12 protein-coding genes are annotated in these 15,897 nt (G+C 48.1%); 9 read left to right on the plus strand and 3 right to left on the minus strand.

Annotated features, from left to right (window positions below; all coding sequences use genetic code 11):
* Positions 1–36: 36 nt before the first annotated feature.
* Entirely contained in the window at positions 37–2,364 is a 2,328-nt protein-coding gene (locus GVJ32_RS07990) for a TonB-dependent receptor (protein ID WP_159239534.1), read from the minus strand.
* Positions 2,365–2,864: 500 nt separating this feature from the next.
* On the opposite strand from GVJ32_RS07990, the gene GVJ32_RS07995 reads away from it, so the two are divergent.
* From GVJ32_RS07995 to GVJ32_RS08020, 6 genes are all read left to right on the plus strand, one after another.
* Positions 2,865–4,478, plus strand: coding sequence for a phytoene desaturase family protein (locus tag GVJ32_RS07995; RefSeq protein ID WP_159239535.1), 1,614 nt, complete (start codon positions 2,865–2,867; stop codon positions 4,476–4,478).
* A 43-nt stretch (positions 4,479–4,521) separates the two neighbouring features.
* Complete coding sequence (locus tag GVJ32_RS08000; protein WP_159239536.1) at positions 4,522–5,355, plus strand: hypothetical protein; 834 nt, start codon at positions 4,522–4,524, stop codon at positions 5,353–5,355.
* Between the two features lie 127 nt (positions 5,356–5,482).
* Positions 5,483–6,103, plus strand: a complete 621-nt coding sequence (locus GVJ32_RS08005; RefSeq protein ID WP_159239537.1) for a cytochrome c oxidase subunit 3 — start codon at positions 5,483–5,485, stop codon at positions 6,101–6,103.
* A gap of 3 nt (positions 6,104–6,106) precedes the next feature.
* Complete coding sequence (locus GVJ32_RS08010) at positions 6,107–6,391, plus strand: cytochrome C oxidase subunit IV family protein (RefSeq protein WP_159239538.1); 285 nt, start codon at positions 6,107–6,109, stop codon at positions 6,389–6,391.
* A gap of 115 nt (positions 6,392–6,506) precedes the next feature.
* Positions 6,507–7,784, plus strand: a complete 1,278-nt coding sequence (locus GVJ32_RS08015; protein ID WP_159239539.1) for an OmpP1/FadL family transporter — start codon at positions 6,507–6,509, stop codon at positions 7,782–7,784.
* A 19-nt stretch (positions 7,785–7,803) separates the two neighbouring features.
* Positions 7,804–8,592, plus strand: coding sequence for a hypothetical protein (locus GVJ32_RS08020; RefSeq protein WP_159239540.1), 789 nt, complete (start codon positions 7,804–7,806; stop codon positions 8,590–8,592).
* Between the two features lie 60 nt (positions 8,593–8,652).
* On the opposite strand, the gene GVJ32_RS08025 is transcribed toward GVJ32_RS08020, so the two are convergent.
* The gene (locus tag GVJ32_RS08025) at positions 8,653–10,026 is read right to left on the minus strand and encodes a WS/DGAT/MGAT family O-acyltransferase (RefSeq protein WP_159239541.1); all 1,374 of its coding nucleotides are present in this window, start codon (positions 10,024–10,026) and stop codon (positions 8,653–8,655) included.
* A gap of 339 nt (positions 10,027–10,365) precedes the next feature.
* On the opposite strand from GVJ32_RS08025, the gene GVJ32_RS08030 reads away from it, so the two are divergent.
* The 3 genes from GVJ32_RS08030 to GVJ32_RS08040 all read left to right on the plus strand — a co-directional run bounded on the left by GVJ32_RS08030 (position 10,366) and on the right by GVJ32_RS08040 (position 14,747).
* Positions 10,366–10,974, plus strand: coding sequence for a TetR/AcrR family transcriptional regulator (locus tag GVJ32_RS08030; protein WP_159239542.1), 609 nt, complete (start codon positions 10,366–10,368; stop codon positions 10,972–10,974).
* Positions 10,975–11,139: 165 nt separating this feature from the next.
* Positions 11,140–11,901, plus strand: coding sequence for an SDR family NAD(P)-dependent oxidoreductase (locus GVJ32_RS08035; protein WP_159239543.1), 762 nt, complete (start codon positions 11,140–11,142; stop codon positions 11,899–11,901).
* Positions 11,902–12,002: 101 nt separating this feature from the next.
* Positions 12,003–14,747: a LuxR C-terminal-related transcriptional regulator gene (locus GVJ32_RS08040; protein ID WP_159239544.1), complete on the plus strand. Its 2,745-nt coding sequence runs from the start codon at positions 12,003–12,005 to the stop codon at positions 14,745–14,747.
* A 299-nt stretch (positions 14,748–15,046) separates the two neighbouring features.
* Here the strand turns inward: GVJ32_RS08040 and GVJ32_RS08045 are convergent, their stop codons facing one another.
* Positions 15,047–15,865 (minus strand): SDR family NAD(P)-dependent oxidoreductase, encoded by an 819-nt coding sequence (locus tag GVJ32_RS08045; RefSeq protein ID WP_159239545.1) that lies wholly within the window; start codon positions 15,863–15,865, stop codon positions 15,047–15,049.
* Positions 15,866–15,897 lie beyond the last annotated feature (32 nt).

A 15,897-nucleotide genomic window follows, 5' to 3' on the forward strand; every position in this document is an offset into this window, starting at 1 on the left:
TAGATGGCGCTAAAACGTCAGCGCCATCCATAGCCATTAGAAATCCCAGTTCACACGCGCGCCTACAACGCGGGGAGAGTTCAATACTTGGTTACGTCCAAAGTCATCAACAAATACAACTTCGTTGTAAACTTCATCCAAAACATTCTCGCCAAAAACAGTCAGCTGTAAGCCCCATGGGTTGTAAAAGTAGCTCAGACGAGCGTTATACAAATGATAGGATTCACGTGCGTAAAGATCGGAGTTCTGTGGCAAAAAGTAAAAGCCATCGTTGTAATAGGTATCTACGCCAATCTCAATCGCTCCGTCGCCAACAGTAATGCTTTGGTTAACACCAAAGGTGTAAGTTAGCTCGGGGGTTCTTACAATGCGATTACCGCTGAAGTCACGCGCCGGTAACGGGAACGTACCGCCCTCACCAAACGCCAAACCTGTATCCTCATCATAACCACGGCCATCTGGGTAAGAGGTGTATTCAGAGTCTAATACGCTGACCGCACCAAACATCGCTAGGCCAGGGTTCCAATTAGGCATGGGGGTCCACACAAAGTCTGCTTCAGCCCCAGAGATTTCTGAATCGCCCGCATTGTCGTAACTCACCACACCGCCAGAGGCTAATGCCACAAATCCGGTGAGCAGATTTTGCTGTTCGATATAAAATACCGCTGCGTTTAATCGTAAATTGCCATCTAGCAAGTCAGTTTTAATACCCAATTCATACGATTCAACCTGTTCTTCTTCTACGCTTTCAGGTGCATCGAGCAAATTGACAGTGTTATAGGTGGGGCTCTTAAACGCGCGACCCCAAGATGCGTAAATTTGGGTCTCGTCGTCAAAAGGACGCCACTGAAATGCAATTTTTGGTGACAGCTGATGAGATGTTAGTGTTGGTACATCGTCAGAGCGCAGCAGTATCTCGTCGCCATCGCCGTCAACCGTAGCTAAGCGGGATTTTAAGAGATTCCGCTCTTCTTCCTGATAGCGCAAACCAAATGTTAAATCCATTGATTCAGATAAAAAGAAAGTACTTTGCGCATAGACCGAATAAGACTCACTGTCTAACACGCCACCAGACAATAAACGCACACCCTCACTAACGTTAGGCAAACCAACTACATTGAGCAAGCCACCCAATACGCCCGTTAATGAATCTGCCAATGGGATCGGCAATGTTGTTAAGGCATTAGGCGCCACATCAAAGGCAATTGGATCAAAACCGCCGCTAGACGAAAGGTAATATATACCGGCAACCCACTCCATATTCTCACTCAAGAAGCTGTCTTCGTTCGACAAAAATTGCAACTCAAGTGTTTGCTGTTCGGCTAGCTGTACGATGGAGCGAATATTGATAATGGGTAATTCGCTTTTATCAAAGTCTGCCTGTACAAAAGGTGCATCTACTTCTTGGTCAGATCCAATCATTTTTATGTCGACGCCAGGCAGTTGCCAATCGACAATAAATGACACTAGATAGGACTCTGAGGTAGCTCCCGCCAATGAATCAAAGCGCACATGGCGATCTGCTTTAGGGTCTTGTGGAAAAGCGGCGCCTAATACTGGTGCTGTGCGCGTATTCTCAAACGCTAGGCCTGAATTACCACTGCCCTCAGACACGGAACCGGACAAGGTTAGTGCGAGGGTATCTGAAATATCCCAACGAATTTTTGCACGGCCGCCACGTGAATACACATCTATAATAGGACCAACATCATTGGTGTAGTAATTGTCGTGCTCAGTCGAGAATAAAGACACGCTCGCAGCCAAGCCATCAACAATAGGTAGGTTTAAAAATATTAAACCATTCTGCTCACCGTAATCGCCGACCTCTAGCTTCATGCTACCGAAAAACTCATCCGAAGGCGCCGGCGTAATGATATTGACCGCACCGCCCGTTGCGTTACGACCAAACAAGGTGCCCTGTGGCCCCTTCAACACCTCTACGCGCTCAACCTTACCCAAGGTATCTGAGCTACCTTGGGCACCGAGCAACGCAACGCCGTCGAGATAAAATGGCACACTGGGATCGGCACCCGGCAAAAATGCATCGGTACCCACACCACGCAAATAGGCAACATTGAAGCCCACCGCATTGGTTACGGTTAAGCCTGGGGTAATTCGCTCTAAGTCTTGCGCACTTTCAATACCAAAAGCGTCAAGCTTTTCACCACTGAACGCGGTGATGGCAATAGGAACATCCTGAGCGTTCTCTTCTCGCTTCTGGGCGGTAACCACCACCTCTTCGATTAGGCGATTGCTGCGTTTTACTGGCTCGTTGTTCGCGCCTGCCTGAGCAGCCGCTAACGACGACGCTGAGACACCTGCCGCCAAAACAGATACCGTGAACATATTAAGTTTAATCGACATTTAAAAGCCTCTAGCCCTAAATTGAATTTTTATATATGGCATTTACTAACATTTCAGCCCAATCACCCCACTGGGCCCATCATCGAAAAGGCTGATACATCTTTAGCCTCTATGTAACGATCGATATATGATGACGCCAAGTATAGGCTCACCAAAAATAGTCTGATCGTCGGTTCCGACGATTTTTTTCTAATAACAAGGCGCCATCCTGCGATCTGCTTGCAGGGTGTGACGCGATTCTCGTTGCTACATGCTGGCGCAGTACTTGAATTTAACTAATAGCTTAAAAAAACGAATTGACAGTATTGGCTCTAGCTAGATAAACTTCGAAACATTACTATAACGAACGCTATATAGAATTCGACAATTTCTAGCTTTAGACCCAAACCAATGGCTCGAATATGTCTTTTTAGCCTACTGAATAGTTCGCCTACGTCACAACGTGGTTGAAATAATTAACAGCGCACTGAAGCTGAATTGCGAAGAGGAAGTAATTAGATATGCAAGATCAACAGAACCCACCTACAAACTACAAAGATATCGACGTTATCGTCGCTGGCGCCGGCCACAACGGTCTAGTCGCCTCCTGTTATCTCGCTAAAGCCGGCCTAAAAACCTTGGTTTTAGAGGCTCACGAAACCGCCGGCGGCATGACCGCAACCAATCCAATGACGCCAGAAGCACCCGGCCACATGATCAACGAGGCCTCTATTCACGCCTCCCTGTTTCGCCTCTCGCCCATTGCCCAAGAATTAGAGCTGGAAACCAAATACGGTCTGCGCCAACGCCGTATCGACCCCTGCCATGTACAGTTAAGCCAAGATGGCGACGAGTCCATTGGCATGTGGAACGACCCACGCAAGACCGCCGAGGAGATCAAATACTTCTCTAAGAAAGACGCTGCAGCGTGGCTAGACCTATCTAACACCATAGACCGCGCAATGAAAATTGGTCTGCCGCTGATGAACACCAATGCGCATCGCCCCAGCCCTGCGGCGGTATTGCGCACTATGGGCGGCGCCATTCGTCATGCCCGCCACATCCCTGCCATTGTTAAGTTGATGACTAACTCCCACGCCGCGGCGCTGGAAGAAATGTTTGAAAGCGATATGGTGCGCGCCTGCCTACTGACCGGCCTGCCATTTATGGAGTTCCGTTCGGATTTAAGCTCCTTCTGCATGATTTACTTGGCGGCACTGCAAAGCACCGGTATCACCATGTTTGAAGGCGGCACAGGTGCCTTCCCGAAAGCATTGATTCGCTGCCTTGAAGACCATAAAGGCTCTGTGCGGACCAGCGCTAAAATCGAAGAAATTATTATCAAAGATGGTCGCGCGGCCGGGGTAAGACTGGTTGGCGGTGAAGAAATATTTGCCAAGAAAGGCGTCGTCACCGCTTTCAGCCCCAAAATGGTACTTAACCACCTTCTACCAGAAGGCACCCTAGATCACAAAACCGCTGTTACCGCCAAGCACATCCCAACTGCTAGCCGTGGCATCGCCGACTTCAAATTGAATATCGCGCTAAAAGGCCGCATTGAGCCCCGCCGCCATTCAGAGTGGCGTAGAAAACGTGGCTGGGACGCCGACTTGCGACTGCCAACCCTACAGTGGGCAACCTATGAACAAGGTCTAAAGGCATACGACGACTGTATCCGTGGTGAAATTCCAGAAATCATTCCCGGTCTCGGTCAAGTTACCACCGCCTTCGACCCAAGCATGGCGCCAGAAGGCCACGATACTTATTGGTTCTGGTCTGGTCTTGTGCCCTTCAACCCAAACATTGGCTGGGAAAAAGCCCGTGAGCAAATCAGCGACATGATCACCAAAGATTCTGCCAAGTACTACGACGGCATTGAGTCTTTGGAAATTGCTCGCCGCCCGCTCGCACCACCAGATATCGAGAAGCGTTTCCACGCCATCGACGGCAGTGTTTACCACGTCGACCCCTATGTGACCCGCTTTGGGCCAGGTCGTCCTGCGTTTTCCTTAGGCGGTTACAAAACCCCCGTACCAGGCTTGTTCCTAAGCGGATCAGGAACACACCCCAGCGCCGGAATTTGCGGTATGCCTGGGCGCAACTCAGCTATGACAGCAATAAAGAACATGAAGTGAAAACTTCATTTATTCAAAATAAGTACACAAGAGGATTAGGACTATGTCTTTAATGGATAAACTAATGCAGCCAATGATCGGAGGGGCGCTACCCGTGCCCGCCGATTACGCCGCGAACGAACTAGTAGGTAACCTTTTTACTGTGTGGGCCGGTGGTTTTGGTCTCGCTGTTATACCTTGGGCACTTTACTGCTTCTTTAAGAAAGGGAACGATATTCCTTTACTCATGATTTTCGGCGGTCTAGTTTGCTCGCTAATTGAGCCCATGCTCGACCACCTAGGTCACCTTTGGTACCCCACCAATCTGCCTGGGCCAGCTTTTGTTGGTTATGACTTAAACGTGCCGTATTTAATTCCACCCTGTTATGTCTTCTTCATCTCTATGACCGGCTACTGGGCTTACACCCGTATGAAAGCAGGCCTTACCGTGAAGGGCGTATTCATTACTTGGTTCTTGATTGCGATGACTGACGTCATCATGGAGATGCCAGGCACTGCAACACAAGCCTATATTTACTATGGCGATGCCTCGTTCAAAGTATTCGGCTTCCCACTTGCTTGGGGCTGGTTGAACGGAACATCTATGTTGTTAGTTGGCTTCCTGCTGTACTTAGTTGAACCTTATCTGCGTGGCTGGAACCGTCTGTTTATCATTCCGGTTTCCGTTGTTGCAATGGGCGCATCTTACGGCATGACCGCGTGGCCATACTTCATGTCACTTAACCATGACATGCCTTGGATCGCGACTCGCCTTCTCACTCTGCTGTCTTTGGCACTATGCCTAATGATTGTTCGTTTTACCGCGGCAATCGTAGCCAGCGGTCACGAAGCGAAAAATCCAATCGAAAAATTGAACGGCAACCCCGTTCCGGCGTAACACCCTTTAGGCTAGATTCTCCTCATTTTGCTAGCCTGAAATTTCAACCCGTCAATACACATGCGGTATTTGACGGGTCTTTTTAAACTTCACACACTTTAGTTTTATTCAAAATTAGATAACTATAATGTCGACTTACGAAGATAATATACCCACTGTGAAAGATAATAAGGCAGCAGATAAAGCTCAAGAAAAGCACATGCCAGGTGATGAAATGATCTGGTTGTTCTTGCTGGGCGATATGGCGTGTTTCTCGCTATTCTTTTGCATGTTCGCCTACTATCGCCTAGACGAAATCGAACTATTTCGTCAGTCTCAAGCACAGTTAGACGTCAATATCGGGTCTATCAATACCTTATTCTTACTGTGTAGCTCGTGGCTGGTTGTCATGGCCCTTAAAGCTGCACGCAAAGGTTTAGCAAAGTATGCCTCCTTTTCTATGGCAGGAGCTGCACTCTTTGGCACCGGCTTTGTCATTCTTAAAACCATCGAATACCAACACAAAGCAGCGCTAGACATCGATTATCTCAGCAATAATTTCTATGTCTTTTACTACATACTCACCGGCATGCACTATTTCCATGTTGTTATTGGAGTACCGTTGCTCATTTATTACGCCGTTTCTCTTTACCGTAGTAAAAACATAAGTCAAACCGACGTAGACAATTTAGAAAGCGGTGCACTGTATTGGCATATGGTCGACTTACTTTGGATTATTATTTTCCCTCTCGTTTATTTGATTCCTTAAATTATGCGTAACTTAATATTCTCAAAAGAAACTGCAATCTGGATTGTGCTGATGTTGATCAGTATTTTCTCTTGGGTGGTAGGTATCAACCACGGCATGCTTTTTGAAAAAGCCTTTTTAGAGTCTGCCGCTATTTTGATACTCGCCTTCTTCAAAGTCCGCTTAGTCATCATGCATTTTATGGAAGTAGGACACGCACCAACGACCTTAAAGCTGTCCTGCGAAGCGTGGGTCTTTGTAAGCTGTATCGGTTTAATCATTATGACCGGAGGGCAATTTCAGGCATAAACGCGATCACGGGAAAATCGAATAACATCATAAAAAATATTAAGCACACCAACAATACTAATATATAAAGCGCTGCAAATTTCGCAGGCTTAAAAAATCACCTAGGGTCGCGACTATGACAGCCAGCCACGCCAGCAGATTATGCCTACTGCTGGCATCATCACTATTACCCCAATTCTCATTCGCCGCTAACGGCCTGTACTTAACCGCCTATGGCGCCGAACAAACCGGCGTAGGTGGCGCAGATATCGCACACATTAACGACACCGGCTCGCTAATTGCGAACCCTGCCGGGCTAGCCAACATCAAACACTCTCGCGCTGACTACACCGCCACCGGATTTTCTATTGCGCGTGTGGCGCATCGCGATGAATACAATGACGATGTACGTGTTAGTAATGAATGGGGTGGCGTTGTCGGCGGGGCTTACGCACAAAGACTGGACGATACCAATATAGTACTTGGAGGCGGCGTTAACGTTGCCGGCGGACTTGGCTATGTTTACGACAACATCAACACAGCCTTCGGCACGGTCGATGATGTAAGCGCCATGTTTTCCTTATTTCGATTTTCCGGCGGCGCAGCATGGAATATCACTGACAACTTGCGACTTGGTATCGTTATCGCCACAACTTACGCCACTATCGAACAATCGTTATTTGAAGACACCTCGGTTGCGAATGCCAGCCAAACTTTTTTTGGCGTAAAAATTCGAGATCTAAGCGGCTGGGGTGGCGACGCAAAAATTGGTGTGCAATACGATTTAAGCCCGTCACTTACCATTGGCATAAATTACACCAGCGCTTCAAAAATTGACCTCGATGGTGGCAGCATGACCGTCAACTACAGCGCCCTCGGTAACGGCCGAGTGACCTATCGTGACGTTTCAATGGCTGGGCTAGAAACGCCACAAGAATTCGGTGTTGGTGCGCACTGGCAAGCAAAACCAGACTTAGCGATTGCCATTGAAGCCAATTGGTTTGATTGGGCTGGCGCCACTAGGCAACTCAAAATTAATGCCAGCAATCCCGATGCAGCAGCACCAGTAAACACGCTCAGCCAATCCAGCTCCCTCAAAATGCACAGCCGTATTGTTTACAGCCTAGGCATAGAAAAAGCATTAGCGTCGGGTGATGTTGTACGGGCAGGATATTCTTATCACAGCTTAATTATCGACAAAGGCAGCCTATCGCCCACCTTTGCCCTTACGCCACAGCACGACTACGCCTTGGGCTACGGCACCAAACTCAACGCAAACTGGCTAATGAATATTGCATTCGCTTACCAGCCGAGAAAATCCGTACAGTACAACAATACTGAGCTTCCTTTTGGGGACTCCGTCGAAACCAATGAATCCTTCTCTGTGCATTTCACCTTTAGCAAATTGCCCTAGGCATAAATAGGTAACAACGATGAACGAAATTGATCTAGTATATACCCAAGCACCGGCGGGCTTAATTATGCCCGCCATGCCACAATTGGTAACAACCGCTGTCTACGGCTTTGCCGCTTTTATCTTTGTTATTTTCGCGATTCGTCTTGCAATAAAACAGCGAAGCGCCGTCCCACTTTATCTTCTCATCGGCTCAATGCTAACCCTGTACTTAGAACCCGTCGTCGACTTACTCGGCAATGCAGTACACCCGCAAATCGGCCAATTTAATGTGCTCACCACCAATGGCCACCCTGTACCCGTCGCGGTATTAATTGGCTACATCTGGTACTTCGCCGCACTGCCGCTGCTGTGTTATCAAAAGATGTTAGATCAAAGCCTGAGTCAAAATTTTGTATGGAAAAGCTTTGCCGGCGTGATTATAAGCGCCGCACTTGTAGAGCAAATTCCGCTGTATTTCGGGGTATGGGTTTATTACGGCTACCAGCCGTTTAAAATTGGCTTTATGCCTTCATGGTGGTTTTTCGCAAACACCGCCGCCGTTATTATCCCCTTCCTTAGCGTCTATGCCTTAATACCCAAGCTGCGCGGTGCTAAACAAATTATTATTTGCTTTATCATGCCCTGCGCTGCGTTTATGGGTCACGCCGGTGCAGGTTGGCCGATGTATAACGCACTGGGGACCGATACAGAAACCGCGTCTCCCGCGCTAATTCAATTTGCCAGCATTGCCAGCTCACTGTTTGCCATTTTAGTGGTGTGGACGTATATGCAAATCATCAATCTGCCTAAATCTTCAAAAAGCTAGCGAGCACAAAAAAGCCGCGCATCAAATATTATTGATACGCGGCTTTGGTGTATTTTATAACTATAAACCTAGTGCCACCTCTAACTCATTCATCGCCTCGCCACTGTACACGGCAATACGCTGCATTGACGGCAAACTATCTCGGCACGCGGTATAGCCAATATTAATTTCATCGGCGTAACTCGACATAGTGATATTCAAGGCTTGGCCATGAAATAGCACTGATGGCCCGTAGATATGCTCAATCCTCGCGCCATTAAAATACATGCGCTGCCTTGGTCCCATGACATTTGAAATAACCAAATTAGATGCTGGCCTTAAATAGCCACCTAAGCCCAAAATAGTTTCGGTAATATATGGCGCCAATACAATTGAGGTATACGCTTCAATGGCATCCACCGTAAGTGTACTTTGCAATGATTTTGCAGACTCTGTTGACTGACTCACCGCCTGCAGCCGTGCCAAAGGATCATCAAGATCAGTACCCAAGGTTGCATAAACAAAACTCAAAGCATTACCGATAGCGTCATCGCCCGCCGGACGAATACTCACAGGAATCTGGCCGACTAGGGATTTCTTGGGCAATAAATCCTGCTCACTCAAATAGCGACGCAGGGCAGCACCGGTAACAGCCAGAAACACATCGTTAATTTTCACCCCCGCCTTGTCGGCAATACGCTTTAATTGCGCCAACTCAAAACGCTGAGTTGCATAACGGCGATGCGGAGAAATTCTGCCATTTAATACGGATTTCGGCCCCTGATAAGGCGCAAAGAGAGAGGAACTCGAATTTAAATAAGCTTCTTTGCCGAGGGTCGACAGTGCGCGGCGAATATTAGACAACCTCGCCCAACTAGATACTTGGGCGCTAGCTGTTTGTTTCTTTAATTTTGCCGCCGCAATTTTCTCTGGCGACGACGTTAAACCAATCGTCCACGGCGCTTTCATATTACGGGCATCTGGATCTGCACTAAAGCATTTCGCCATCAGCGCCGACGCAGCCATACCATCCATTTGCGCATGGTGCAGCTTTAAATAAATTGCAAAGCGGCCACCACCAATACCTTCAATAACATAGCACTGCCAGAGTGGCTTTTTCCTATCGAGTTTATGCGAGTGCAGCCGCGACACCATTATACCCAACTCGGCCTCACCGCCCGGCGCTGGCAGTGCGCTATGGCGTAAATGGTATTCCATGTCTAATTGGTCATCGGGTGTAATTTCCCAGCGAGGAATTAAGCCCTTGGCCAAGCGATAGTTAAACGGCGGCGCGAACCTTAGGGATTTTCGCCACTCGGCAACCAAACGCTGCACAAAGCCTTCATCACCCTCCGGGCAGCTCATAAAGATTAAGGGGCCAAAATGCGCAGGCGCCTGTTCTTTTTCTACATACAGCCAAGCAGCATCCATTGGGTTAATAGGAACACGTTCCATAATCATATCCTTTTGTTCTTTTTAGCCGTCTTACAGAAGCCAATATTGGCCAGGTTTCCACAAGCTTATAATGTATCAATAATGCTAAATAAGTATCGTCGTATTTGACGATATTCCGCCGCCATCGGTGACTATTCCGCACAATGCCAGAATTGGCGCTGCAGCCCGAACGGCCATCGCTTAGAAGACCAAAAATGGTAACATTTCTACCTAAATCAGCGTCATTTAAGGTAAAATGTCCGCACTCAAAGTTAATAACAGCAGAACGTATTGGCAAGCCCCAATAAGCATTCTTACCGTGCTTATATTGTGCACTCAATACCAGCTAGGAAAACGCTATTGTCTACCCGCAAAACAAACACTAAAAATGCCAGAAACATCATCCTTGAGGTGTCAACGCAGCTCTTTGCTAAACATGGCTTTGATGGTGTAACTATGCGTCAAATCGCGACTGAATCTGGATTTTCAATGCCCTCAATTTACCATCACTTTGGTAACAAAGAGGACCTGTTCAAAGCCGTTGAAGAAGAAATGTATAGCGCGCATGCTGCGAACTTACTACACCAAATTAATGCTGACGCCAGCCCCGAAGATCGTTTAAACAAATTCCTCTTTGCCATGTTTGAACGCTTAGACTCAAATCCCGACTACCTGAAACTGCTGCAGCGAAACCTCGTTGACGGCTGGGAAGAGAACCAAGCCTTCCTCGTCGAAATGTCGCTTCAAAATGTTGTGAACGAGCTTAGATTACTACTAAATCAATACTCACCAGGTAAGGGTGACGGCATTACACCTGTCGCTATTTTCTCGATGATTCTTGGTTTCGTTACCATGACCCCCGTTATCCGACACCTTAAAAATAGCATCCCCGTGAGCCAAGATGACCCCCTTCAACGCAGCATTTTTGTAGCTGCGGTGATGGACTTCATCAAATCCAGTCGGCATTAAACCGGCATAGCAACAGTTATATAAAACGAATTCAACATACAGCTTCCACAAAATCCGCCCCGCAAGAACCCAAATCGTCGCATCCGACGAGACACTATCTCCCTGAATTTCTTATTATCGCGAGTCATATTTTCATACTAAAAATAGCGCATTCAGGAGATATCGATGGCCGGCCAAGTTTTGTTTATCACAGGTGCAGGAAGCGGCATCGGTCAACTCTCTGCAAAACGGGCATTAGCAAGCGGTTGGAAAGTCGCCGCTGTCGACGTCAATCAGCAAGGCCTAGATGCGTTGGGTGAAAACTCACCAACGCTTATAAAAATCCCCTGCGACATTACCGACCCCGCCGCCGTTGAAAACGCAGTAGAACAATGCGAAAACATACTTGGCCCCATCGACAGATTAACCAACGCCGCTGCGATCATGCCTCTGAGTGAAATAATGGATCAGGGCCGCGACATGATCCATCGCATTATGAATATCAACTACGGCGGCATGGTCAATGTCAGCCAAGCGGCGCTGCCGCGTATGCTGGCCCGTGGCCACGGCGAGTTTATCAATTACGCATCTATGGCGGGTCACTGGCCAATTTTGTATATGGGTGCTTATAACGCATCTAAACACGCAGTTGCCGCCTATACCGAAGTACTGTTCCACGAAACCCGCAACAGCGGCGTGCGCATTGTCTGTGTTTGCCCGCCTATCGTTGCAACGCCATTACTGAATCAAGCCAAAAGCTGCTGGCCAAAAATCTTCGACGTCTTTCCCCCTATCACGCCAGAAACAGTGCTGGACGAGATTGAGCGTAAATTGCCGGGTAAATCACTATGGATATTCCCCGGCCCCATGACCCGAATGAGCTGGGTGCTGCGACGCTGGATCCCAAGCACCGTCTGGCGGCTAGTACATCGCATTGAAAAACGCTGAACGCGTTGACCCCGAGTATTGATTCTGCAAAACTCTCATCACTATTATAATGATGAGAGCCTCAAAGCCTCGGCCTTAAACGCTACGCTGCGATCACCAAAATGAGCCTAAAGCAAGCTAATCACGCCTCAGACAAAAAACAATCCACCCCGGCCGAAAGCACCCTAGCGCCGGGTAGCAATAAACTCGAATCCAACAGCCACTCCCGCATCGCCAAAGCCAAAACCATCCCCCCCCGCCGCGCTGCGAACAATTTAGCGCGGCAATGTATCTCCAATTACGAACAAGACTTAGATGCCAGCCGCCTCGTGGTCATTCAGGCACCGGCGGGATTCGGCAAAACCACCGCGATGATGCAGTTGGTTGAAGCAGACCGCCGCATGGGCAACGCAATTGCCTGGCTGACCTTAGACGATAGTGACAACGACGTCTCTCGGTTTTTACGCGGCTTTACACTGGCAATGGCAAATGCCAATCCCGACACCCCATTACCCGGCACCAGCACCTCTCGCAATGCTGAGCTAGCCAATTGGATTATCGACAGCATTGAGTCCGCAGAGAACCCAACCAGTATTTATTTCGATAATTTTGAAGTTCTGCAAAACCCCGTTGTAATCGGTTTAATACTGCGCGGCACCAACTCGCTGCCACCGGGATCGAGAAGCATTATTGGCAGTAGGCGCAGCCCAGATTTAGGCTTAGCCAAATTACGAGCTAAAGGCCAACTTATAGAATTTAATGCCAATGACCTGCGTTTTTCCCAAGAAGAAGCAGCCGCGTATTTGAGTACCCAACGCGGCCTTAATCTCAGCCCCCAACAGCTTAGCCACTTATATAGCAGCACCGAAGGCTGGGCAGTCGCACTGTGGCTAGCATCAATGGCACTTCAAGGTCGCAGCAATACCGATGAATTTATCAATTCATTTTCTGGTTCTAACGCTGCTGTTGCGTCGTATCTCGCTGAAGATGTACTGAGTGCATTACCCAGCGATGTGCAGAAGTTTCTATTACAAATTAGCATTCTCAACGAAATCAAAGAAGATCTGTGTAATGCAGTCTGCCAGCGCGAAGACAGCCTTGCTTTACTACAACAGCTCTATGAACAAAATCTCTTTGTGACACTGGCCGATGAACAAAACCAAGTTTACAGTTTCCATGCGCTGTTCCATGACTTCCTAAGCAACCAACTTCACAAAGACTATCCTCAAGAAGTACTTGCCTTACACGCTCGAGCAACTGATGCCTATCTCGCTAGCGAACGCCCTATTCCAGCAATACGCCATTGTTTAAAGTCAGAACAATACCCCAAATCAATAGACCTCATTCGCAGCAATGCAAGACGCTTTTTTAACGATGGTCGACTGCGTTTAATGGCAGGCTTTCTGGAGCATTTACCGACGAGTGAAATTGAAAACAATCCCGACCTTAAATTAATTAAAGCGTGGAGCGTGGCGTTTACACGCAGCCCGCGAGAAGCCTTAAACATTATCGGTGAGCTCAACCCCAATGCGCTCACCGACGACGACACCGCCAACCTCATGGTATTACGCCCCATGCTGCTTGGCATGATGGACAATATCGACGAAGGCCATCAACTAGGCTTAGACGCACTACCCATCGTAAATAAAGACAATCACTTTGCCCGTGCCATGCTGTCACAAGCGCTCACCCAAACCAGCATTATCGTGGGTGAGCACGATGCCGCACGCGGCTATGTCGACCAAGCCAGAGGCAGCGAATCTGGCGGCGCGGGCACCTTTGGCGCCGTGCTTGCCGAATCAGCCGAAGGCCTCTTAGATTTAATGAAAGGCCATTTAAAGCAGGCCACCCAGCGCATGCGTCACGCGATGGATACCTTTGCAGCATCGCGTAAGGGAGACCGCAGAGGCATAACACTCGCCGCCATTCAATTAGGCGAAGCGCTTTACGAAGCCGACGAACTAGACGAAGCCCGTAAACTCTTCGACGCCTATGCGCCGCTGGTGCAAGACATCGGCCCTGCAGATGCCCTGATTAGCGCACATGTATTCCACGCCAAAATTCTCTTCGAGACCGACACCGATCGCGCCTTAGAACTACTAACCGAACTTGAAAATCGCGGCCATGCCTTACAACTCCCCAGAGTTGTCGCCTCAGCCCGTTTACAGCGTGCTAATTTCTGGCTCAACAATGGCGATGTAGACGGTGCCGACGAACAGCTACGGCTGGCCGAACAAGGCTTTAACTGGCCAGACCTAAACACCAGATGGTATATCGCCAACGATTGCCTAACGCCCGAAATATGCCGACTGCGCTGGACTTTACGCAGCGGTAAAGTCAATCAGGCGCTGCCAAAACTCAGGGATGCCTTAAAAGAAGCGGAACGCACCCAGCACGTGCGGCGGGCCTTGAAACTAAGAATATTACTAGCTGAAGCCCAACACGAAGACGGCCAGCGCAATATGGCACTGCGCACCATGGGGCGCGCCGTGCGCATGGCCAATGAAGAAGGCTTTATTCGCACCTTTTTAGAAGAAGGCCCCAAGGTCACATCACTGCTTCGAGACATGCAACAACAGGGCTCTGAAGCAGATTTTTCGCTGGGAGAAACCCTTGAACAACGCCTTTCTCAAATCACACAAACCAACACTGCTATAGGCAATATGCCCAGCGACCCGCTAACTCCCAAAGAATTACAAGTGTTAGCGCTACTCGCCGAGGGCTTATCCAATATTGCCATGTCAGAACGATTATTTGTTTCTGAATCTACCGCGCGCACACACTTGCGCAGCATCAACCTTAAATTAAATGCTGGCAATCGTACCGAGGCAGTAGTGATTGCGCGCAGAATGGGGTTAATCACCTAAGCACGCAGTGGCGGTTAGAAAAATCTAATACAGTGCGGCTTAAATAAACGTGGGGAATTATTCGCTAAGGCACCACTTATGAAATACGGCATTTGGGAGCAGTGTGAAAGGCTCTAGCGTCACAATAGCGGTCTGTCACTGAAGTTTTTAAATCATAAACTTGGATAGTCAAAAATAGACTTTTATTACTAAAGCTCGATACGCCTAACTCGCCACTAAAGTCATATGATTCCAATTCATCCCCAATATTCGCTATTAACGCGTCGTCAAGGAATGTGGATAATAGCGTTCGCCCTGCGTTAGGTATCAATAAACTTGGAGTAAGTGCGTGCTAGTAGATTCGCAGTTAACCTAGGCAGTGCAGTGCTAGCGAACTTCAAAAGTTTCGCATCTACACCGATTGTCATACTGCGTGTATTGCGTTTTATTCCACGTACAATCTGCTTAGCCGCAGCCTGTGGTGAAATTCCAAAGCGTTGCGCCAAGACCATATTTTTATGTGCTTGCGCCATATCATCTGATTCATCTAACGTAGCCATAATCATATTGGTCTGTATAGCGCCTGGATGAATACAGCTAACGCCAATGCCATCGCCACTGAGCTCTGCGCGTAGTGATTCGCTATAAGCTTGTAGTGCCGCCTTACTACTACTATAAGAACATTGGCTTGGTAAGCCGTGAAACGCTGCCATGCTGGAAAGATTTACGATATGCGCGCTATTTTGTTGGCGTAGAAATGGAAGCAGCGTTTGACACATCGATACCGCAGCCCAAAAATTCAGGCTAAATACCCGCTGCCAATCATCCATGCTGTGACTTTCTACGCTCTTCTGTAAGGTCATTCCGGCGTTATTAATAATGACATCAATCGACGGGTGAACGAGCATTAACTCAGCGGGTAAATTATCTATTTCCGTTTTTTCACACAAATTGACAACATGATAACTAATCCGTAGCGCCGGTGTTTGCAGCTTTTCAGTCAATTCCGTCAACGCTTGCTGATTGATATCGATGAGGGCAAGGTGGCAACCTTCCTTTGCTAAGGCCTTCGCCAATGCACTGCCCAACCCACCTGCGGCACCGGTAATCACTACCGTTTTTCCACATAAGTGTTTCATAATAATACTCAGATAAAATAAGGTGGCCCTCA

Source organism: Zhongshania aliphaticivorans, assembly GCF_902705855.1.
GTDB lineage: Bacteria > Pseudomonadota > Gammaproteobacteria > Pseudomonadales > Spongiibacteraceae > Spongiibacter > Spongiibacter aliphaticivorans_B.

What these genes read in the sequence shown, in the direction of transcription:
- GVJ32_RS07990 (WP_159239534.1), bottom strand. Translation starts at nt 2,364, where the DNA reads ATGTCGATTAAACTTAATATGTTCACGGTATCTGTTTTGGCGGCAGGT.
- GVJ32_RS07995 (WP_159239535.1), top strand. Translation starts at nt 2,865, where the DNA reads ATGCAAGATCAACAGAACCCACCTACAAACTACAAAGATATCGACGTT.
- GVJ32_RS08000 (WP_159239536.1), top strand. Translation starts at nt 4,522, where the DNA reads ATGTCTTTAATGGATAAACTAATGCAGCCAATGATCGGAGGGGCGCTA.
- GVJ32_RS08005 (WP_159239537.1), top strand. Translation starts at nt 5,483, where the DNA reads ATGTCGACTTACGAAGATAATATACCCACTGTGAAAGATAATAAGGCA.
- GVJ32_RS08010 (WP_159239538.1), top strand. Translation starts at nt 6,107, where the DNA reads ATGCGTAACTTAATATTCTCAAAAGAAACTGCAATCTGGATTGTGCTG.
- GVJ32_RS08015 (WP_159239539.1), top strand. Translation starts at nt 6,507, where the DNA reads ATGACAGCCAGCCACGCCAGCAGATTATGCCTACTGCTGGCATCATCA.
- GVJ32_RS08020 (WP_159239540.1), top strand. Translation starts at nt 7,804, where the DNA reads ATGAACGAAATTGATCTAGTATATACCCAAGCACCGGCGGGCTTAATT.
- GVJ32_RS08025 (WP_159239541.1), bottom strand. Translation starts at nt 10,026, where the DNA reads ATGGAACGTGTTCCTATTAACCCAATGGATGCTGCTTGGCTGTATGTA.
- GVJ32_RS08035 (WP_159239543.1), top strand. Translation starts at nt 11,140, where the DNA reads ATGGCCGGCCAAGTTTTGTTTATCACAGGTGCAGGAAGCGGCATCGGT.
- GVJ32_RS08040 (WP_159239544.1), top strand. Translation starts at nt 12,003, where the DNA reads ATGAGCCTAAAGCAAGCTAATCACGCCTCAGACAAAAAACAATCCACC.
- GVJ32_RS08045 (WP_159239545.1), bottom strand. Translation starts at nt 15,865, where the DNA reads ATGAAACACTTATGTGGAAAAACGGTAGTGATTACCGGTGCCGCAGGT.